Genomic DNA, 20,449 nt, shown 5'->3' on the forward strand with positions numbered 1-20,449 from the left:
GCTATCTGTACTGTACTTGCAAAAGTACACGGTGGTGCAGCGCGTGACTTCGCATCAATCGATAACGCACCAGAAGAGCGTGAGCGTGGTATCACCATCGCGACTTCGCACGTAGAATACGATACGCCAACTCGCCACTACGCGCACGTTGACTGCCCAGGGCACGCCGACTACGTGAAAAACATGATCACCGGTGCAGCGCAAATGGACGGTGGTATCCTAGTAGTAGCAGCGACTGATGGCCCAATGCCACAGACTCGTGAGCACATCCTGCTAGGCCGTCAGGTAGGCATCCCATACATCATCGTATTCATGAACAAATGTGACATGGTTGATGATGAAGAGCTGCTTGAGCTAGTTGAAATGGAAGTACGTGAGCTGCTTTCAGAGTATGACTTCCCAGGTGACGACTGCCCAGTAATCCAAGGTTCAGCACTAGGTGCTCTGAACGGTGAAGAGCAGTGGGAACAGAAGATTGTTGAGCTAGCGGAAGCACTGGAYTCTTACATCCCAGAGCCAGAGCGTGCGATCGACAAGCCGTTCATCCTGCCAATCGAAGACGTATTCTCAATCCAAGGCCGTGGTACTGTAGTAACTGGTCGTGTTGAGCAAGGCATCATCACCGTTGGTGACGAAGTAGAAATCGTTGGCATGAAAGACACCACCAAGACCACTTGTACTGGTGTTGAAATGTTCCGTAAGCTTCTAGACGAAGGCCGTGCTGGTGAGAACGTTGGTGTTCTTCTGCGTGGTACTAAGCGTGACGAAGTTGAGCGTGGTCAAGTACTGGCGAAGCCTGGTTCAATCACCCCGCACACTAAGTTCGAGTCAGAAGTATACGTACTGTCTAAAGACGAAGGCGGCCGTCATACTCCGTTCTTCAAAGGCTACCGTCCACAGTTCTACTTCCGTACAACTGACGTGACCGGTACTATCGAACTGCCAGAAGGCGTTGAGATGGTAATGCCTGGTGACAACATCAAGATGGTTGTTGTTTGACACTTATATTGTTGCTATTTTGCCCAGTCTTAGTGAACAAATGCAGCGTGTTGGTGCTCGTATTGATACCCTTAGGTGTGATAAATACGAGCACCGCGTGTCATTGCCAAGGCATTATGGTGTTTTGGCTGCAAAGACATTGCCGTCTATGTAGACTTGTTACAGGTAGAATGTATGAAAGCGAACGCTGAGACCCAATCCGGTTCGATGGACATCCTTAAATGGGGTGTTGTTTTTGTCCTGTTGGCCGCAGCCGTGGTAGGGAATAGCCTGTACAGTGACGTGTCTGTGGTAGTGCGAGCTGCTGCCGTAGTGGTGTTAGTTGCCGCTGCGGGTGGTATCGCTGCACTCACGATGAAAGGAAAAGCTGCGATCACGTTTGCACGCGAATCGCGTATGGAAGTGCGTAAAGTTGTATGGCCTACGCGTCAAGAGACCTTACAAACCACTCTCATCGTTCTGGCTGTTACTGTCGTTATGGCGCTCATCCTGTGGGGCGTTGACGGGATTATGGTCCGTCTAGTCCGCCTAATCACTGGCGTGTGAGGTAAAAGTACATGAGCGAAGCTCCCAAAAAACGTTGGTATGTGGTTCAGGCTTTCTCTGGTTTTGAAAGCCGTGTTGCGCAGTCATTGCGTGAACATATCAAAATGCACGAAATGGAAGATCACTTTGGTGAAGTCTTGGTGCCAACCGAAGAAGTGGTTGAAATGCGTCAAGGCCAGCGCCGTAAAAGTGAGCGCAAATTCTTCCCAGGCTACGTGCTAGTACAAATGGTGATGAACGATGAATCTTGGCACTTGGTACGCAGTGTTCCTCGTGTAATGGGCTTCATCGGTGGCACCTCAGATCGTCCTGCGCCGATTTCAGACAAAGAAGCCGATGCGATTCTCAACCGTCTTGAAAAAGCGAGTGAGTCACCCGTACACAAAACCGTCTTTGAGGCTGGTGAAGTGGTTCGCGTGACGGAAGGACCATTTGCAGACTTTAACGGTGTGGTTGAAGAAGTGGACTATGACAAGAACCGTCTTAAGGTGTCTGTGTCTATCTTTGGCCGTGCAACCCCAGTTGAGCTTGAGTTTGGCCAGGTAGAAAAAACCTGATCAAAAAAGCATCATCAACGGTTGGCAAGGGCGCGAAATTTGACTATAATTTCGCGCCCTTTTGTTAAACGGGGAGTCTATCGTCAGGTAGACGTTAGTACCCAAAATTAGGTAATTGAATAATGGCAAAGAAAGTAGAAGCTTACATCAAGCTGCAAGTTGCAGCGGGTGCAGCTAACCCATCGCCACCGGTTGGTCCTGCTCTAGGTCAACACGGTGTGAACATCATGGAATTCTGTAAAGCGTTTAACGCGAAGACCGAATCTATCGAGAAAGGTCTGCCGATTCCTGTTGTTATCACTGTATATAACGATCGTTCTTTCACTTTCGTTACTAAGACTCCGCCAGCGGCAGTTCTTCTTAAGAAAGCAGCAGGCGTTAAGTCTGGTTCAGGTCGTCCAAACACTGAAAAAGTGGGTACCGTGACTGACGCTCAGATCCAAGAGATCGCAGAAACCAAAGCGGCAGACATGACCGGTGCGGACATCGAAGCGATGAAACGCTCTATTGCGGGTACTGCCCGTTCAATGGGCCTGAACGTAGAGGGTTAAGACAATGGCTAAAATGACTAAGCGCATGCGCGTAATCCGCGAAAAAGTTGATGTGACCAAAGAGTACGACATCAACGAAGCCGTTGCTCTACTGAAGGAACTGGCGACTGCTAAATTTGTTGAAAGCGTTGACGTTGCTGTCAACCTTGGCATCGATGCACGTAAATCAGACCAGAACGTTCGTGGCGCAACTGTACTGCCACACGGTACTGGCCGTGATATCCGTGTTGCTGTGTTCACACAAGGTGCGAACGCTGAAGCCGCGAAAGAAGCGGGTGCCGACATCGTTGGTATGGAAGACCTGGCTGAGCAAGTGAAGAAAGGCGAAATGAACTTTGACGTCGTTGTCGCTTCACCAGACGCGATGCGCGTTGTTGGCCAACTGGGTACTATCCTAGGTCCTCGCGGCCTGATGCCAAACCCGAAAGTGGGTACTGTAACGCCTAACGTTGCTGAAGCGGTTAAGAACGCGAAAGCAGGTCAGGTTCGTTACCGTAACGACAAGAACGGCATCGTTCACACCACCATCGGTAAAGTAGACTTTGACGCGAACAGCCTGAAAGAAAACCTGGAAGCGCTGTTGGTTGCACTGAAGAAGGCGAAGCCAACTTCAGCAAAAGGTACTTTCATTAAGAAAGTTAGCCTGTCTACCACCATGGGCGCAGGTGTTGCTCTGGACCAGAACACTCTGGAAACCAGCGCAAGCTAATTGCCAGAAGCGAGTGAGTAGTTTATACTCTCTCGCTTCACAATTTTATGGCTGAGTCTGTTTAACAGACTTCGTCCAAGACCGTAGGCGTTCATTACGAACTTAATATTTCCTACGTAGACGGTGCCAGAACATGATAGATTTCTCGTCTTTCTTGGATCTGCACCGTACAAGCTCTCTCTGCAAAGCTGTAGAGAGTGGTGTTAAACAATCCAGGAGCAAATCCAAATGGCTTTAAACCTTCAAGACAAAAAAGCAATTGTTGCTGAAGTCAACGAAGCTGCCAGTGGTGCCCTGTCTGCAGTAGTTGCTGATTCTCGCGGTGTAACCGTGGATGCGATGACTTCTCTACGTAAACAAGCGCGTGAAGCGGGCGTTTTCATGAAAGTTGTTCGTAATACACTGGCTCGCCGTGCAGTTGAAGGCACTGACTACGAGTGTCTAAAAGACACTTTCGTTGGTCCAACTCTGATTGCGTTTTCTAACGAGCACCCTGGTGCCGCTGCGCGTCTTTTCAAAGACTTCGCAAAAGAGAACAAAGAGTTTGAGATCAAGTCTGCTGCATTCGAAGGTGCGATCACTGACCCAGAGGTATTGGCAACACTGCCAACGTACGACGAAGCAATTGCACGCCTGATGATGGGTCTGAAAGAAGCATCTGCAGGCAAGCTGGTTCGTACTATTGCCGCTGTTCGCGACCAAAAAGAAGCGGCGTAATTGCCCTTTTACATTGGTTGCTTAATCTAATTATTGTTGACTTTAAAGAGAATTGTTATGTCTATCACTAACGAGCAAATCCTAGACGCAATTGCAGACATGTCTGTAATGCAAGTTGTTGAGCTAATCGAAGCAATGGAAGAAAAATTCGGCGTATCAGCTGCAGCAGCCGTTGTTGCTGGTGGTGCTGCTGAAGGCGGTGCTGCTGAAGAGCAAACCGAATTTGACGTCATCCTGAAAGAAGCTGGTGCTAACAAAGTAGCAGTTATCAAAGCGGTTCGTGGCGCAACTGGTCTAGGCCTGAAAGAAGCGAAAGCTCTGGTTGACGGCGCTCCTGCACCTCTGAAAGAAGGTGTTGAGAAAGAAGAAGCTGAAGCGCTTAAAGCTCAGCTAGAAGAAGCTGGTGCTTCTGTTGAAGTTAAGTAATTTATACTTAATTTCTTAGCCTGAAAGGGCATTGGCTGGTGGCTAAATAGCCACCGGCCTTTTTGCGCTGTAGGGCGGTAGTGAAATTTCCACCCCGTTTTATCACTGCTGACCATGCAAAAAAAATCAAAGCAAGCGCTTTGATTTTCCTACACTAAACGGTGGTTGTTTAGTCACTGTCCCTTGTACTGGACAGTTTGGGTCACTTATCAGCGAGCTGAGGAACCCTATGGTTTACTCTTATACCGAGAAAAAGCGTATCCGTAAGGATTTTGGTAAGCGTCCTCAAGTTCTGGACGTGCCATACTTGCTGTCGATCCAGCTTGAATCTTTTGAGAAGTTTATCGAGCAGGATCCAGAAGGGCAATACGGTCTTGAAGCTGCCTTTCGCTCTGTCTTTCCAATTCAGAGCTACAACGGCAATTCCGAGCTGCAATACGTTAGCTATCGTCTCGGTGAGCCAGTTTTCGATGTCAAAGAATGCCAAATTCGCGGCGTAACCTATTCGGCACCACTACGCGTGAAACTGCGCTTGGTGATGTTTGATAAAGATGCCCCGGCTGGTACCGTTAAAGACATCAAAGAACAAGAAGTCTATATGGGCGAAATTCCGCTCATGACTGAAAATGGTACCTTTGTCATCAATGGTACTGAGAGGGTTATCGTATCCCAGCTGCACCGTAGTCCGGGCGTCTTTTTCGACAGCGATAAGGGTAAAACCCATTCCTCAGGAAAAGTGCTATATAACGCACGCGTGATCCCATACCGTGGTTCATGGTTGGATTTCGAATTTGATCCTAAGGATATCGTTTACGTTCGTATCGACCGTCGTCGTAAGCTGCCTGCATCGATTATTCTGCGTGCGCTGGAATATACAACGGAAGAGATCCTGGATCTGTTCTTCGATAAAGTTGTCTTTGAAGTCAAAGGTAAAGCGCTAGTCATGGAACTGGTGCCTGATCGTCTACGTGGCGAAACAGCCAGCTTTGACATTGAAGCCAACGGCACCGTTTATGTTGAACAGGGTCGCCGTATTACCGCTCGCCACATCCGTCAGTTGGCGAAAGATAACGTCGATCACATCGAAGTGCCGGTTGAGTACATCGCAGGCAAGATTTCTGCACGTGATTACGTTAACCAAGACACAGGCGAAGTGATTGTCTCGGCTAACCAAGAGTTAAGCCTGGAGACACTGGCGCAATTGTCGCAAGCGGGTCACAAGAAAATCGAAACCCTGTTTACCAACGACTTAGATCATGGTCCGTACATGTCAGATACCTTGCGTATCGACAACACCACGGATCGTTTGACTGCGTTGGTTGAAATCTATCGCATGATGCGCCCAGGCGAGCCACCAACAAAAGAAGCGGCAGAACAACTGTTCGAAAGCCTCTTCTTCTCTGAAGATCGTTACGATCTATCAGCGGTGGGCCGTATGAAGTTCAACAGCTCATTAGGGCGTGATGAACTAACCGGTCCTGGCGTACTGAGCAAAGAAGACATCATTGAAGTGATGCGTAAACTGATCGATATCCGTAACGGTATCGGTGAAGTGGACGACATCGACCACCTAGGTAACCGTCGTATTCGTTCGGTTGGCGAAATGGCCGAGAACCAATTCCGTGTTGGTTTGGTACGTGTTGAGCGTGCGGTTAAAGAGCGTCTGAGCCTGGGTGACCTTGACAATGTGATGCCACAAGACCTGATCAACGCTAAGCCAATTTCGGCCGCGGTGAAAGAGTTCTTTGGTTCATCTCAGTTGTCACAATTTATGGACCAAAACAACCCGTTGTCTGAGGTGACGCACAAGCGTCGTATCTCTGCATTGGGTCCAGGTGGTTTGACGCGTGAGCGCGCCGGCTTTGAAGTTCGAGACGTACACGCGACGCACTACGGTCGTCTCTGTCCGATCGAAACCCCTGAAGGTCCGAACATCGGTCTGATTAACTCACTGTCAGCGTTTGCGCGTTGTAACCCTTACGGCTTCTTGGAAACCCCATACCGTAAAGTGGTTGACGGTAAAGTGACCGATCAAATCGATTACCTGTCAGCGATTGAAGAAGGCCACTACGTGATTGCGCAGGCGAACGCCGCGCTGAACGAAGATGGCTCGTTCACTGATGAACTGATCACTGCGCGTGAGAAAGGGGAATCAGGTCTGCACCCACGTGACCATGTTCAGTACATGGACGTTGCAACCAACCAGGTTGTATCGGTGGCAGCCTCTCTGATCCCATTCCTTGAGCATGACGATGCGAACCGTGCCTTGATGGGTGCGAACATGCAACGTCAGGCCGTTCCAACATTGCGTGCGCAAAAGCCGCTGGTTGGTACGGGTATCGAGCGTAATGTGGCGGTTGACTCAGGTGTTACCGCGGTTGCGAAACGTGGCGGTATCATCCAGTCAGTTGATGCTTCGCGCATCGTACTGAAAGTGAATGAAGATGAACTGGTACCTGGTGAAGCGGGTATCGACATCTACAACCTGACTAAGTACACCCGTTCTAACCAGAACACCTGTATTAACCAGCGTCCAACTGTGATGCCGGGCCACCAAGTGGCAAAAGGTGACGTACTGGCTGACGGCCCATCGACTGACTTGGGCGAGCTAGCACTGGGTCAGAACATGCGTATCGCGTTCATGCCGTGGAACGGTTATAACTTTGAGGATTCCATCCTTATTTCCGAGCGCGTCGCGCAGGAAGACCGTTTAACCACTATCCACATTCAAGAGCTTTCTTGTGTGGCGCGTGATACCAAGTTGGGCAGCGAAGAAATCACCGCGGACATTCCAAACGTGGGTGAAGCAGCGCTATCGAAACTGGATGAGTCAGGGGTTGTGTATATCGGTGCCGAAGTGAAAGGCGGCGATATCATGGTCGGTAAAGTGACGCCAAAAGGCGAAACGCAACTGACACCAGAAGAGAAACTGCTGCGTGCAATCTTCGGCGAAAAAGCCTCTGACGTGAAAGACTCGTCACTGCGTGTGCCGAACGGTGTATCAGGTACGGTTATCGATGTACAAGTCTTTACTCGCGATGGCGTAGAGAAAGACAAGCGTGCACTCGAAATCGAAGAGATGCAGCTGAAAGAAGCGAAGAAAGACCTGACCGAGGAGTTCTCTATCCTTGAAGGTGGTCTGCTAGCGCGTGTTCGTTCACTGCTTTCTCAAGCCGGTTATACCGACAACCAGTTAGACGCCATGGATCGTAAGACCATGTTGACACAAACACTGGATGATGAAGCACAGCAAACCCAGCTAGAGCAGCTGGCTGAGCAATACGACGAAATTAAAGCCGAGTTCGATAAGAAGTTCGAAACCAAGCGCCGTAAGATCACTCAAGGTGATGATTTGGCTCCTGGCGTACTGAAGATCGTTAAAGTCTACTTGGCCGTTAAACGTCGCATCCAGCCGGGTGACAAGATGGCCGGTCGTCACGGTAACAAAGGTGTAATCTCGAAGATTAACCCAGTTGAAGACATGCCTTACGACGAAAACGGTGTTCCTGTGGATCTGGTACTTAACCCGCTGGGTGTACCTTCACGTATGAACATCGGTCAGATCCTAGAAACACACATGGGTCTGGCGGCGAAAGGTATCGGTGACAAGATCAACCGCATGCTCAAAGAGCAGCAAGAGCTGGCGAAATTCCGCGAGTTCCTGCAGAAGGTCTATAGTCTGGGCGATACCCGTCAGAAAGTGGACATCAGTAAACTGACTGACGACGAAGTACGCACCTTGGTGAACAACCTGCGTGACGGTCTTCCAACGGCATCGCCTGTCTTTGACGGTGCACCAGAGCCGTTGATCAAAGAGCTACTCAAACTGGGTGATCTGCCAGAGTCAGGTCAGCTAGCGCTTTATGATGGCCGCACGGGTGAGAAGTTTGAGCGTCCAGTAACCGTGGGTTACATGTATATGCTGAAACTTAACCACTTGGTTGATGACAAGATGCACGCCCGTTCAACTGGCTCGTACAGCCTTGTAACTCAGCAGCCGCTGGGTGGTAAGGCACAGTTCGGTGGTCAGCGATTCGGTGAGATGGAAGTATGGGCACTGGAAGCATACGGTGCTGCCTATACCCTACAAGAAATGCTCACCGTGAAGTCGGATGACGTTAATGGCCGTACCAAGATGTATAAGAACATCGTGGATGGCGACCATCGTATGGAGCCGGGCATGCCGGAATCTTTCAACGTATTGCTGAAAGAAATCCGCTCGTTGGGTATCAACATCGAGCTGGAAGACGAGTAAGCCGCTGGCTGACTCTCTCCGGTAAGAATATGAAGGCGCTGCCTGTCAGCGCCTTTATGGGTCAACTCCTCACAGGAGCCGATTGTGAAAGACTTACTTAAGTTTCTGAAAGCACAGCATAAGACCGAAGAATTTGATTCGATCAAAATCGGTCTAGCCTCACCAGACATGATCCGTTCATGGTCGTTTGGTGAAGTGAAAAAGCCAGAAACCATCAACTACCGTACCTTTAAGCCTGAGCGTGACGGTTTGTTCTGTGCACGTATCTTCGGCCCGGTCAAAGACTACGAATGTCTTTGTGGTAAATACAAGCGCCTGAAGCACCGTGGCGTCATTTGTGAAAAATGTGGCGTTGAAGTTACTCAGACCAAAGTGCGCCGTGAGCGTATGGGTCACATTGAGCTGGCTTCACCTGTTGCCCACATTTGGTTCCTGAAGTCGCTACCATCACGCATTGGTTTGCTGATGGACATGCCGCTACGTGACATCGAGCGTGTGCTTTACTTTGAATCCTACGTGGTGATTGAGCCAGGTATGACCAACCTTGAGCGCGGTCAGATGCTGTCTGAAGAGCAGTACTTGGACGCGTTGGAAGAGTGGGGCGACGAATTTGATGCGCGCATGGGCGCAGAAGCAGTGAAAGCACTGCTGGCGAACATGGATCTGTCAGTTGAGACAGAGCAAATGCGTGAAGAGTTGGAAGAAACCAACTCTGAAACCAAACGTAAGAAGATCACTAAGCGTTTGAAGCTGGTGGAAGCCTTCTTGCAATCAGGTAACAACCCTGAGTGGATGATCCTGACTGTGCTGCCTGTGTTGCCGCCAGACTTGCGTCCATTGGTACCGTTGGACGGTGGTCGTTTTGCGACCTCGGATCTGAACGACCTTTACCGTCGTGTGATCAACCGTAACAACCGTTTGAAGCGCCTGCTTGATCTTGCTGCACCAGACATCATCGTGCGTAACGAAAAACGCATGCTGCAAGAGTCTGTGGATGCCCTGCTCGATAACGGTCGTCGTGGTCGTGCCATCACTGGCTCGAACAAGCGTCCGCTTAAATCGCTGGCTGACATGATCAAAGGTAAGCAGGGTCGTTTCCGTCAGAACCTGCTGGGTAAACGCGTTGACTACTCTGGCCGTTCGGTAATCACCGTAGGTCCATACTTGCGTCTGCATCAGTGTGGTCTACCAAAGAAAATGGCACTAGAGCTGTTTAAACCGTTTATCTACGGCAAGCTTGAGACTCGTGGTCTCGCGACCACCATCAAAGCCGCCAAGAAGATGGTTGAGCGCGAAGAAGCTGTGGTATGGGATATCTTGGATGAAGTCATCCGTGAACACCCTGTCCTGCTAAACCGTGCACCAACACTTCACCGTTTGGGTATCCAAGCGTTTGAACCTGTGCTTATCGAAGGTAAAGCGATTCAGCTACACCCATTGGTGTGTGCGGCCTATAACGCCGACTTCGATGGTGACCAGATGGCTGTTCACGTACCGCTGACGCTGGAAGCCCAGCTCGAAGCGCGTGCGTTGATGATGTCGACCAACAACATCCTATCGCCAGCATCCGGTGATCCTATCATCGTACCGTCTCAGGACGTGGTACTGGGTCTTTACTACATGACCCGTGAGAAGGTGAAYGGYAAAGGCGAAGGCATGTACTTGGCWGGYCCAGGCGAAGCYGAAAARGTTTACCGYACMGGYCATGCTGAACTGCATACGCGTGTAAAAGTGCGTATCAAGCAAGTTGATATCGATGAGATGGGCGCTCGTACCGAGAAAGTATCACTGGTTGATACCACCGTCGGTCGTGCCATGCTGTGGACCATCGTGCCGGAAGGCCTGTCATTTGACTTGGTTAACCAGCCGTTGGGTAAAAAGCAAATCTCTAACTTGCTCAACACCTGTTACCGTAAGCTGGGTCTGAAAGACACCGTTATTTTTGCTGACCAAATCATGTACACCGGTTTTGCCTACGCGGCACTGTCGGGCACCTCTGTCGGTATCGACGATATGGTGATCCCACAAGCCAAGTACGACTTGATCGAAGCAGCAGAAGCAGAAGTTGCGGAAATCCAAGAGCAGTTCCAATCTGGTCTGGTTACCGCGGGCGAACGTTACAACAAAGTGATCGATATCTGGGCTGCAGCGAACGAACAAGTTGCAAAAGCCATGATGGATAACCTGTCTAACGAGACAGTGATTAACCGTGACGGCGAAGAAGAAATCCAGAAGTCGTTCAACAGTGTTTACATGATGGCCGACTCAGGCGCACGTGGTTCTGCTGCACAGATTCGTCAGCTAGCCGGTATGCGTGGTCTGATGGCGAAGCCAGATGGCTCTATCATCGAAACGCCAATCACGGCGAACTTCCGTGAAGGCCTGAACGTTCTTCAGTACTTTATCTCTACGCACGGTGCGCGTAAGGGTCTTGCAGATACCGCATTGAAGACAGCGAACTCAGGTTACCTGACTCGTCGTCTGGTTGACGTAGCCCAAGACGTGGTCGTGACCGAAACCGATTGTGGCACCGAAGGCGGTATCCACATGATGGCGGTTATCGAAGGCGGTGACGTGAAAGAAGCACTGCGTGAGCGTGTGCTGGGTCGTGTCGTCGCTGAAGACGTACTGAAGCCGGGTACTGACGAGGTGCTTGCACCACGTAACACCCTGTTGGATGAGAAGTGGTGTGACATTCTTGAGCAGCACTCTGTCGATAAGGTAAAAGTACGCTCTGTCGTAACCTGTGAAACTGACTTCGGTTGTTGTGCACACTGTTACGGTCGTGACTTGGCACGTGGTCACTTGGTGAACCACGGTGAGTCTGTGGGCGTTATCGCGGCACAGTCTATCGGTGAGCCAGGAACACAGCTGACCATGCGTACGTTCCACATCGGTGGTGCGGCATCGCGTGCGGCGGCAGAAAACAACATCCAGGTGAAGAACAAAGGTTCTATGCACCTGCACAATGTGAAATCCGTGACCAATAGCGACGGTAAGCTAGTGATTACCTCGCGTGCGTCAGAGATGACCATTGTTGATGAGTTCGGTCGTACGAAAGAAAGCTACAAAGTGCCTTACGGTGCCTTGCTGAGCAAGAAAGATGGTGAAGCGGTTGAAGCTGGCGACGTTGTTGCTAACTGGGATCCGCACACCATGCCAATCATCACCGAAGTAGAAGGTAGCGTTCGCTTCGTAGACATGATTGATGGCGTCACCATGCAGCGTCAAACTGATGAACTGACTGGCCTGTCTTCTATCGTGGTAATGGATGCTTCTGAGCGCCCATCATCCGGTAAAGATAAGCGTCCTGCAGTGAAACTGGTTGATGCGCAAGGCAATGACATGATGATCCCAGGCACTGATATGCCGGTTCAATACTTCTTGCCGGGTAACGCAATTGTTCAGCTGGATGACGGCGCGAACGTTGGCATTGGTGACACCTTGGCGCGTATCCCGCAAGAAAGCGGCGGTACCAAGGATATCACCGGTGGTCTGCCACGTGTTGCTGACCTGTTCGAAGCGCGTAAGCCAAAAGAGCCAGCTATCTTGGCGGAGATCACAGGTACTGTTTCCTTCGGTAAAGAAACCAAAGGTAAACGTCGCCTGATCATCACCCCAGAAGAAGGCCAAGCCTACGAAGAGATGATTCCAAAATGGCGTCAGCTCAACGTATTCGAAGGTGAAAAAGTCGAGAAAGGTGATGTGATCGCTGATGGTCCAGAATCACCGCACGACATCTTGCGTCTGCGTGGTGTTCACGCAGTGGCTGAGTACATCACCAACGAAGTTCAAGACGTTTACCGTCTGCAAGGCGTTAAGATCAACGATAAGCACATCGAGACCATCGTGCGTCAGATGCTGCGTAAGGTGACCATTAAGTCTGCAGGTGATACCGACTTCTTGGAAGGCGAGCAAGTAGAATACTCACGTGTGACCATTGCTAACCGTGAACTTGAAGCGGAAGGCAAGCGTCCAGCGACCTATGGTCGTGACCTGCTGGGTATCACTAAAGCCTCGTTGGCGACTGAGTCATTCATCTCAGCGGCATCGTTCCAGGAAACCACGCGCGTGCTGACAGAAGCAGCCGTAGCGGGTAAACGTGATGACTTACGTGGTCTGAAAGAGAACGTGATTGTGGGTCGTTTGATCCCAGCCGGTACTGGTTTCGCGTATCATAAAGATCGTCAAGCTAAACGTGCTGAGCCTGAACAGCCTGTTGCACCACAGATTGATGCTGAGCAAGCCTCACAAGATCTGGCAGCACTGTTGAATGCAGGACTGAACGACGACAATTAATTGATTGTCTCGCACCATTGAAAAGGCACCTCCTCGGAGGTGCCTTTTGTTTTTCTGCCCTAGAGCAAAAAAACGCCGCCAAGAGGCGACGGATTCGGTGCTTATTTTTAGGCGCCCGGCGGGTGGGCCAAACTGTCTGCAATGACACGAATCAGCGTGTCTTCTAACTCGAAACGTTGTTCCAGCAGCTCACCGACCGATGAGATGTCTTCATCAAAGTCGGGGAAGTGATAGTCCTCATCGTCCCAATCAAGCTCACTAAACTTGTCGTTGAAATCGAGCAGGGGATCCGTGGTGTCAACAATGCGGAAATACAAGTTATCGGTTTCTTGTGTTGCCGAGAAGCCGGTAGACTGCCATCGCTCCATGACCATGTTATAAATCTTAAAATGCCCCGTGGAGATGTAATCGACCAAGTGATCGCAGAAGCGGTCAATTTCTTCTTTGCTCGGCAGATTCTGCTTCTTTTTTACCGCGACACCTGCCACGTTGTAGTATTCAACCAGCAGTTGACGACGTAACTCGAGCCAGTAATCGATGACGTCATCGTAACCGCTCCATTGTGCTTTAGTACGTTCAAGTTTTTTCAGCATGATCGGCGTCCTCGTGATCGATCAGCGAATGGGTGGCACTATATACGGCCAACTTAAAATTAACGGGCTGCTCAATCCTTTGCATCACGTTATGAAGTTAGATTGCCAGTATTCAAGTATAGCTGCAAGGCTAAGGAAGTGACCATGTCTCAGAATCAACAAGCCGTCTATTTGTGCGCGATTGTCGACGGAAAACTTTGGCTCCCTCAGGGTACATTGCCTTTGTTACCCCTATCAGAATTGCCGTTTACGGTGCAGACGACGATCACCGTTGGTCATTATCAACACATCCCAGTGGTGGGGGCATGGAATTGTAACACCATGCTACCGAGTGAAGAGATGGCGGGCTTGAGAGCGCTATTATCGGATTTACCGGCTGACTTGTTTGCGCTAGTGGGACGAGTCGTTCAGCTTGATGTGATGCAAAAGCAGCAAGCATTTTGCGGCCGCTGTGGCCACCGTGCGGTATTGGATACACAGTCGGTCGCGATGTGGTGCGCCGACTGTCAGCGTCACGATTATCCGCGTGTCTCGCCTTGTGTGATTGTGGCGGTACGTGATGACAAGCGACTGCTGCTGGCACAGCATCCACGGCATAAAACCGGTATGTATACCGTGATTGCCGGATTCGTTGAGCCCGGTGAAACCCTCGAACAGTGCGTGGCGCGCGAGGTCAAAGAGGAAACGGGGATTGAGGTGAAAAATATCCGTTATATGGATAGCCAGCCGTGGGCCTTTCCTTCCAATGTCATGATGGGTTTTTTGGCCGACTATGCAGGCGGTCAGCTACGGCCAGATTATGAGGAATTGACGGATGCACAATGGTTTGATTGCCAATCACTCCCGCCAGTTGCACCTCAAGGGACCATTGCGCGGCGCTTGATTGACGCAAGCTGCACGCTTGCGCAGGAATAAAAAAACCCGGCCGTAGGGAAGCCGGGGTAAGATGCGAACATAATTGTCTTTCGCAGACCTATTGTCGTTATGCGTTGGTTGTATCATGTGGTGAGAAAAGCAGCAATCATCGCCCACCCTTAGGATGACAGTTTTATGATCCTGTTAACAAAGGTTGGCTTTTGTTGCGACTCGACAGTGATACAATGACGCCTCTTTTCGCTCACAGGCTTTAACACAATGACTGAACTGAAAAACGATCGCTATTTACGCGCTTTACTCAAACAGCCAGTGGATTGCACCCCCGTGTGGATGATGCGTCAAGCTGGTCGCTATCTGCCAGAATACCGCGAAGTACGTGCGCAAGCCGGTGATTTTCTGTCATTGTGTAAAAATGCAGAACTGGCGTGTGAAGTGACTTTACAACCATTACGCCGCTTTGATCTCGATGCCGCTATTCTGTTCTCCGACATTTTGACCATCCCCGATGCGATGGGACTGGGTTTGTATTTTGAGACCGGAGAGGGGCCGAAGTTTGCGCGCCCGATCACCTGTAAGGCGGACGTCGATAAAATCGGCATTCCTGATCCTGAAGGTGAGCTGCAATATGTGATGAATGCCGTACGCACTATTCGTCACGAATTGAACGGAGACGTTCCCTTGATTGGTTTTTCCGGCAGCCCTTGGACGCTCGCCACTTACATGGTGGAAGGGGGCAGCTCGAAAGCCTTTACCAAGCTCAAGAAGATGATGTATGCCGAGCCACAAACCCTGCATGCATTACTCGATAAGCTTGCCGATAGCGTGACCAGCTATTTGAATGCGCAAATCAAAGCGGGCGCCCAATCGGTGATGATCTTTGATACTTGGGGTGGGGTATTAACCCCGCGTGATTATCACGACTTCTCACTCCAATACATGCATAAAATTGTGGATGGCCTGATCCGTGAGCATGAAGGCCGTCGTGTCCCAGTGACCTTGTTTACCAAAAACGGCGGAATGTGGCTTGAGAAAATCGCGGCGACCGGTTGCGATGGTGTGGGGTTAGATTGGACAATCGATATTGCCGATGCCAAAGCACGGATTGGTGATAAAGTGGCCTTGCAAGGCAATATGGACCCGTCCATCCTCTATGCTCAGCCTGATCGTATCCGTCAAGAGGTTGCGACTATCCTAGAAGGATTTGGCGAAGGGACAGGCCATGTCTTTAATCTCGGCCACGGGATCCACCTTGATGTCCCGCCGGAAAACGCCGGTGTGTTTGTCGATGCGGTGCATGAGCTGTCCCGTCCGTATCACGACTAAGCTAGCACGCTCGCCAATGGCGAGCGTTTTTTTACCTCGGTGCAGTGAACAACGCCTGTTGGATCTGCGTTTGCAAGGCTGGCACTACCTGTTCTTCAAACCATGGGTGACGACGTAGCCATAACGTATTTCTGGGCGAGGGGTGAGGCAGCACAAAAGTGTGCGGTGCCCACTGCCGCCAGTGTTTGACGGTTTCGGTCAATGTTTTGGGCTTATTGGCTAAATAGTACTGCTGAGCATACTGGCCAATCAGCAAGGTCACCGCAACGTTAGGGAGGAGCGCTTTGATTGCCTTGTGCCACACAGGCGCACAAATGCGGGCAGGCGGCAGATCGCCCGATTTACCTTTGCCCGGATAACAGAGCCCCATCGGCATGATGGCAAATAAGTCAGGCTGATAGAATTGCTCGCGCGTGACCCCCAGCCATTCTCGTAAGCGGTTGCCACTGGGGTCATTAAAAGGCAGGCCACTGTCATGGACGCGCCTGCCGGGTGCTTGGCCGATAATCAGTACTCGCGCATCCGTACTGGCTTGGATCACAGGACGAGGTCCATCGGATAGCCAATGTTGGCACAATTGGCATGCTTGTGCTGCGGATAACGCCGTCTCCAAATCCGAAAACGTCATCTAGTACCCTTTGTCAAAATCGACGTGGTGGACCAAAGGCTTGCCAGCATGCCAGCGTCGGTAATTATCCGCAAACAGCTTAAAGACCTGATCGGGGAAGCTAACGGCAGCAATATGCGGCGTCACTGTCACCTTGGGGTGTGTCCAAAACGGATGCGACTCGGGCAGTGGCTCCTGTTGCATCACATCCAAGACCGCGCCGCGAAGCTGCTTCGCCTCCAGTGCGTGGATCAGGGCGTGCTCATCCACGGTGGCACCACGCCCGACGTTAATAAAGAAAAGATCCTGTGCATGCTGCCAAAAAGCTGCATTCAGGCATTGGTGTGTTTTGTCTGTGGCGGGCAAGGTGCTGACTAACACATCAACCTCACGCAACCGTTGCTGTAATTCGGGCAGTGTCATGGTGTGATCAAACGCCTCGACAGACCGGCCGGTTTGGTTGGTGCCCAGTACCGTCATGCCAAACGCGTGAGCGACGGTCGCGATATACTGGCCAATCGCCCCTGTGCCTAAAATGGCGAGCGTTTGCCCATGCAATGACTGATAGGGCTGAGGCTGCCAGTGACACTGCGCTTGCTGTTTGGCGTACTGACCAATATGGCGAGTATTCGTCAGTAGGTGTCCGAAAACATATTCGGCCATTAAGGGGCCAAAAATACCTCGCACATTGGTGAGCTGGTAGTGGCGGAACGGCGCCTGAATCAGCGCATCGGTCCCAGCGAAGGTGGATTGCAACCAGCGCAACGCGTTGGCATGAGGCAGCTTTGACACGGCAAGCGGTGGGTCAGCTAGCCAGATCGTGGCCTCTTCTGCGTTATGCGTGAGGGCGAGATCGGGGAGTTGGGCCGTCGCCAGTAATTGATGGTAGGTCGCGGCATGCTCACTGATCACATAAACTTTATCCACAAAGGCTCCTTTTTATGGGGCGGTGAATCAAGTACACTTGCACCCAATTTACCGACGGACAATTGTCCCCCGTTATTTAAGATCAATTGGCTATGTTAAGAAACCCCTTACAACTGCGTTTGGAAAAATGTGAGACTTGGCAGCACGTCAGTTTTATGGCTGCGCTGGTGGAGCGTATGTACCCTAACTATGCCCTTTACTGTGCGCAAACTGAATTTGCTGACCCTCAAGCGTTTCGCAATATTCTTGATGCAGTGTGGGAATCACAAACAGTGAAAGGGGCCAAAATTGACTTTGAGCGACAGCTAGAAAAGCTGGAGCCATTGATCCCTGCGCTCACCGATGACGCGATTTACATCACGTACCCAGCCATTGATGCCTGTGCGGCGTTATCACACCTTCTTCACGCCTTGCTTGACCGTGATGAAATGCTGACCATTACGCTGAAAGTGAGCCAGCAGTCGGTGATGAGTGTCGCGCAACTGGAAGAAGCACAAACCGGCGATGCGGTCACCGATGAAAACCAGAAGGCGAATGAAGCTGTGTGTGACGAATGGGACGCGCAGTGGGCGATCTTCCGTGTACTGAAAAGTGCGGATACCCGCGACGTTGAGATGCTCAAAGGCATTCGCCAAGAGTTACGTGAAGCGGGTGTGAGCAACTTAGGATTAAGCCTTTGAACGGCGGAAAATAAGATAAAAAAGGCGGCTTCGGCCGCCTTTTGTGTTTAGGTTACCCCGATGACTCATCCGATTGACGCTGTACGGGCGGTTCATCGTCGTCTTGGCTCTCAATCATCTTATGCTGCTTTTTCCATGACTCCCAACGCTGGTAGGCCAACTGCTGCATATCGGTGACCGTGTCCGCTTCGTCAATGATCTCTCGACCAGTTAAGTACTCAAAAATATCTTCCAGCGTGATAATCCCTTGTACCGTCCCGTACTCGTCCACAATCATCGCCAATTGCGCACGGCGGATCATTAAGATATCGAACGCTTGTAATACGCTATTGCCGGGTAAAATCACCGCGAGTGGGCGCATCAAGTTACCCAAGGTGGTGCGCCGAGCCCCGCGTGTCTTAGCGGCATAGATATCGGATTTGTGGACAAAACCTAAAATATCATCACGCTGTTCGCCATAAATCAACGGGCGCGAGAAGGGACAGTCACTGTGTTCGGTTAAAAAGGTATCTACGCTCATCTCCGCCGGGACACGAAAAAGCACCGGACGTGGGGTCATCAACTGCGTGGCAGGGAGCTCACGCAGTTTCAACATGTTGTTGAGCATCTGGGTTTCATCTTCACCCATTTCACCACTTTCTGAGGCGAGCATCGCCATGGCCGAGATTTCATCACGCAGTTTGACATGGGTCGCGTCAGAGCTAAGTCGCTTGGTTATTTGCTCGGATACCCACACAAAGGGGGTCAGGCCCCATACCATCCACTTCAATACAATCGCCGCCCCTGGCGCCAATTGCGGCCAGAAGTTGGCACCAATGGTTTTTGGGATAATCTCGGAGAGTAATAAAATAGCCAGTGTGAGTACTGCGGAGAATACCCCAACCCATGCATCGCCAAACACATTGGCCGCTTGTGCCCCTGCCCCTGCTGCCCCCACGGTGTGCGCAATGGTGTTTAAGGTGAGGATCGAAGCCAGTGGTCGGTCGATATTATCTTTTAAGGCGGTCAGTTTCGCCGCGGCTGGATGTTCTTGCTGACGGAGGTTCGCCAAATAGCTTGGCGTAATACTCAATAGGATTGCTTCAAGCACAGAACAAATGAAAGATACACCAATAGATAATGAGATAAATAGGACAAGAGTCAGCATATATTCCCGAGTATGAAAGCCAGTCGTCCCCTTAAAGATCAGGCCAGTGGCGGGCTTTTACAACCATTCAAATGAGAAAAAGCGCAACAAATTGTGAGATCGCGCTCAGTTTGTGGTTAAAGAGCCTCCATATAGTCTCACCAAGCGCCACAAACCTTTGCCAGTCGGGCTTCTTTTGAATTAGAGTGAGCTCGTCTCTAAAAAAACCTAGAAGGGAAGACATAATGAACAAGACCCAACTGATCGACCTGATCGCTGAAAAAGCCGACCTTTCAAAAGCGCAAGCAAAAGCAGCACTGGAAGCGACTTTGGGCGGAATTGAAGGTGCCCTAAAAGAAGGCGAGCAGGTACAACTGATTGGCTTCGGTACGTTTAAAGTAAACCACCGTGCAGCGCGCACGGGTCGTAACCCACAGACGGGTCAAGAGATCCAAATTTCAGCGGCTAACGTGCCAGCCTTTGTGGCAGGTAAAGCACTGAAAGACGCGGTTAAGTAAGCGTCAATCGTCATTATCGCCATAGCCTCTGCTATGGCGTTTTTGTCTCTGGGTGACGCAAAATGCGAAGAGTATGGGCGTTATCGCTGATCATACTGCTCACGGCCTGTAGCCGTGGCGAACCCCCTAAGCCTGTCACACGGGTAACAGCCTCTGTTGCGGGTGACCACAGTGCGGTCTATTGGCTCGATAGCCAACAGGGGCGCCCAATCAGCTTGTCAGAGCATGTTTGGCAAGGGGATTACGGCGAGTACCGCGGCGAATATGTGTGGCGAGATGGCCAATTACGTGCCTTAAAGCGTGAAGGTGAACAGCTCGCAGATAATACGCGTGTCCCTTTTTCTCTCCATGTTCGTTTTGATGCCAGTGGCGAACCTGTATTTCAACGCTATCGCCAAGATGGCGCGATTATTCCCCTCGACAGTGCTGCGTTAACGCGCCTGTATCAAGAGTCCAATCAGATCCTCGACCAAGCCCAAGGCCAAATCGCGCGCAATGTGTCTGTCTTGCAGGGACAGCGAATAGGTGAATATTGGGTAGATTGCCGTGGCGAACGGCAGCGTTGGGTCTTTGATGATGCGATCCCGCCTGTGGTGGTGAGCAAGCTGCTCCAGCCGGGTACCTTTGTGATTGGCGCTGGGAATCCCGGTATTGGCAAAGATACCATCGATGCCTTGGTCTTGGTGCGCCGTGAAAAGGCGTGCTTAACCCGTCCTCAGCTATTGGCAGAATAAAAAATG

Annotated in this window: 17 protein-coding genes and 1 pseudogene; 14 read left to right on the plus strand and 4 right to left on the minus strand. The window is 50.8% G+C overall.

Going from position 1 to position 20,449, the window contains the following annotated elements:
- From tuf to rpoC, 9 genes and pseudogenes are all read left to right on the plus strand, one after another.
- Positions 1–990 (plus strand): annotated as a pseudogene (tuf, locus tag BZJ17_RS10635) (elongation factor Tu); the annotation flags it as partial.
- A gap of 183 nt (positions 991–1,173) precedes the next feature.
- Positions 1,174–1,545: a preprotein translocase subunit SecE gene (secE, locus tag BZJ17_RS10640; RefSeq protein WP_069587004.1), complete on the plus strand. Its 372-nt coding sequence runs from the start codon at positions 1,174–1,176 to the stop codon at positions 1,543–1,545.
- A gap of 11 nt (positions 1,546–1,556) precedes the next feature.
- Complete coding sequence (gene nusG / locus BZJ17_RS10645) at positions 1,557–2,102, plus strand: transcription termination/antitermination protein NusG (protein ID WP_069587003.1); 546 nt, start codon at positions 1,557–1,559, stop codon at positions 2,100–2,102.
- 122 nt (positions 2,103–2,224) lie between these two features.
- Complete coding sequence (rplK, locus tag BZJ17_RS10650; RefSeq protein WP_069587002.1) at positions 2,225–2,653, plus strand: 50S ribosomal protein L11; 429 nt, start codon at positions 2,225–2,227, stop codon at positions 2,651–2,653.
- 4 nt (positions 2,654–2,657) lie between these two features.
- The gene (gene rplA, locus BZJ17_RS10655; protein ID WP_069587001.1) at positions 2,658–3,362 is read left to right on the plus strand and encodes a 50S ribosomal protein L1; all 705 of its coding nucleotides are present in this window, start codon (positions 2,658–2,660) and stop codon (positions 3,360–3,362) included.
- Positions 3,363–3,590: 228 nt separating this feature from the next.
- Complete coding sequence (rplJ, locus tag BZJ17_RS10660) at positions 3,591–4,079, plus strand: 50S ribosomal protein L10 (protein ID WP_069587000.1); 489 nt, start codon at positions 3,591–3,593, stop codon at positions 4,077–4,079.
- A gap of 57 nt (positions 4,080–4,136) precedes the next feature.
- Complete coding sequence (gene rplL, locus BZJ17_RS10665; RefSeq protein ID WP_069586999.1) at positions 4,137–4,505, plus strand: 50S ribosomal protein L7/L12; 369 nt, start codon at positions 4,137–4,139, stop codon at positions 4,503–4,505.
- A 229-nt stretch (positions 4,506–4,734) separates the two neighbouring features.
- A complete protein-coding gene (rpoB, locus tag BZJ17_RS10670; RefSeq protein ID WP_077640698.1) occupies positions 4,735–8,760 on the plus strand; it encodes a DNA-directed RNA polymerase subunit beta in 4,026 nt (1,341 codons plus the stop codon).
- An 84-nt stretch (positions 8,761–8,844) separates the two neighbouring features.
- Complete coding sequence (rpoC, locus tag BZJ17_RS10675; RefSeq protein ID WP_077640699.1) at positions 8,845–13,059, plus strand: DNA-directed RNA polymerase subunit beta'; 4,215 nt, start codon at positions 8,845–8,847, stop codon at positions 13,057–13,059.
- Between the two features lie 107 nt (positions 13,060–13,166).
- On the opposite strand, the gene BZJ17_RS10680 is transcribed toward rpoC, so the two are convergent.
- A complete protein-coding gene (locus tag BZJ17_RS10680; protein ID WP_069586996.1) occupies positions 13,167–13,652 on the minus strand; it encodes an Rsd/AlgQ family anti-sigma factor in 486 nt (161 codons plus the stop codon).
- Between the two features lie 144 nt (positions 13,653–13,796).
- On the opposite strand from BZJ17_RS10680, the gene nudC reads away from it, so the two are divergent.
- Both nudC and hemE read left to right on the plus strand, forming a co-directional pair.
- Positions 13,797–14,567, plus strand: coding sequence for an NAD(+) diphosphatase (gene nudC, locus BZJ17_RS10685; protein ID WP_077640700.1), 771 nt, complete (start codon positions 13,797–13,799; stop codon positions 14,565–14,567).
- 219 nt (positions 14,568–14,786) lie between these two features.
- Positions 14,787–15,851: a uroporphyrinogen decarboxylase gene (gene hemE, locus BZJ17_RS10690; RefSeq protein WP_069586994.1), complete on the plus strand. Its 1,065-nt coding sequence runs from the start codon at positions 14,787–14,789 to the stop codon at positions 15,849–15,851.
- 31 nt (positions 15,852–15,882) lie between these two features.
- Here the strand turns inward: hemE and BZJ17_RS10695 are convergent, their stop codons facing one another.
- Together BZJ17_RS10695 and BZJ17_RS10700 are read right to left on the minus strand one after the other, a co-directional pair.
- Positions 15,883–16,479, minus strand: a complete 597-nt coding sequence (locus BZJ17_RS10695; protein WP_077640701.1) for a uracil-DNA glycosylase family protein — start codon at positions 16,477–16,479, stop codon at positions 15,883–15,885.
- Entirely contained in the window at positions 16,480–17,385 is a 906-nt protein-coding gene (locus BZJ17_RS10700; protein ID WP_077640702.1) for a D-2-hydroxyacid dehydrogenase, read from the minus strand.
- A 92-nt stretch (positions 17,386–17,477) separates the two neighbouring features.
- On the opposite strand from BZJ17_RS10700, the gene BZJ17_RS10705 reads away from it, so the two are divergent.
- Positions 17,478–18,065: a DUF416 family protein gene (locus BZJ17_RS10705; RefSeq protein ID WP_077640703.1), complete on the plus strand. Its 588-nt coding sequence runs from the start codon at positions 17,478–17,480 to the stop codon at positions 18,063–18,065.
- A 52-nt stretch (positions 18,066–18,117) separates the two neighbouring features.
- Here BZJ17_RS10705 and BZJ17_RS10710 read toward each other — a convergent pair whose 3' ends face one another.
- Positions 18,118–19,212: a hemolysin family protein gene (locus tag BZJ17_RS10710; protein ID WP_077640704.1), complete on the minus strand. Its 1,095-nt coding sequence runs from the start codon at positions 19,210–19,212 to the stop codon at positions 18,118–18,120.
- Between the two features lie 224 nt (positions 19,213–19,436).
- On the opposite strand from BZJ17_RS10710, the gene hupA reads away from it, so the two are divergent.
- Together hupA and BZJ17_RS10720 are read left to right on the plus strand one after the other, a co-directional pair.
- On the plus strand, positions 19,437–19,709 hold the full coding sequence (gene hupA / locus BZJ17_RS10715; protein WP_069586989.1) for a nucleoid-associated protein HU-alpha: 273 nt from the start codon (positions 19,437–19,439) through the stop codon (positions 19,707–19,709).
- Positions 19,710–19,771: 62 nt separating this feature from the next.
- Complete coding sequence (locus BZJ17_RS10720; RefSeq protein WP_077640705.1) at positions 19,772–20,443, plus strand: DUF1481 domain-containing protein; 672 nt, start codon at positions 19,772–19,774, stop codon at positions 20,441–20,443.
- The last annotated feature ends 6 nt before the right edge of the window (positions 20,444–20,449 follow it).

The sequence above is a fragment of the Salinivibrio sp. IB574 genome, assembly GCF_001996205.1.
In the GTDB taxonomy this organism is placed as follows: Bacteria; Pseudomonadota; Gammaproteobacteria; order Enterobacterales; family Vibrionaceae; genus Salinivibrio; species Salinivibrio proteolyticus.

Excerpts from the sequence above, each read along its gene's own strand:
- BZJ17_RS10705 (WP_077640703.1), top strand. The coding sequence starts at position 17,478 with ATGTTAAGAAACCCCTTACAACTGCGTTTGGAAAAATGTGAGACTTGG.
- rplA (WP_069587001.1), top strand. The coding sequence starts at position 2,658 with ATGGCTAAAATGACTAAGCGCATGCGCGTAATCCGCGAAAAAGTTGAT.
- rplJ (WP_069587000.1), top strand. The coding sequence starts at position 3,591 with ATGGCTTTAAACCTTCAAGACAAAAAAGCAATTGTTGCTGAAGTCAAC.
- rpoB (WP_077640698.1), top strand. The coding sequence starts at position 4,735 with ATGGTTTACTCTTATACCGAGAAAAAGCGTATCCGTAAGGATTTTGGT.
- nudC (WP_077640700.1), top strand. The coding sequence starts at position 13,797 with ATGTCTCAGAATCAACAAGCCGTCTATTTGTGCGCGATTGTCGACGGA.
- BZJ17_RS10710 (WP_077640704.1), bottom strand. The coding sequence starts at position 19,212 with ATGCTGACTCTTGTCCTATTTATCTCATTATCTATTGGTGTATCTTTC.
- hupA (WP_069586989.1), top strand. The coding sequence starts at position 19,437 with ATGAACAAGACCCAACTGATCGACCTGATCGCTGAAAAAGCCGACCTT.
- BZJ17_RS10680 (WP_069586996.1), bottom strand. The coding sequence starts at position 13,652 with ATGCTGAAAAAACTTGAACGTACTAAAGCACAATGGAGCGGTTACGAT.
- BZJ17_RS10695 (WP_077640701.1), bottom strand. The coding sequence starts at position 16,479 with ATGACGTTTTCGGATTTGGAGACGGCGTTATCCGCAGCACAAGCATGC.
- BZJ17_RS10720 (WP_077640705.1), top strand. The coding sequence starts at position 19,772 with ATGCGAAGAGTATGGGCGTTATCGCTGATCATACTGCTCACGGCCTGT.
- secE (WP_069587004.1), top strand. The coding sequence starts at position 1,174 with ATGAAAGCGAACGCTGAGACCCAATCCGGTTCGATGGACATCCTTAAA.
- hemE (WP_069586994.1), top strand. The coding sequence starts at position 14,787 with ATGACTGAACTGAAAAACGATCGCTATTTACGCGCTTTACTCAAACAG.
- rplL (WP_069586999.1), top strand. The coding sequence starts at position 4,137 with ATGTCTATCACTAACGAGCAAATCCTAGACGCAATTGCAGACATGTCT.
- rplK (WP_069587002.1), top strand. The coding sequence starts at position 2,225 with ATGGCAAAGAAAGTAGAAGCTTACATCAAGCTGCAAGTTGCAGCGGGT.
- nusG (WP_069587003.1), top strand. The coding sequence starts at position 1,557 with ATGAGCGAAGCTCCCAAAAAACGTTGGTATGTGGTTCAGGCTTTCTCT.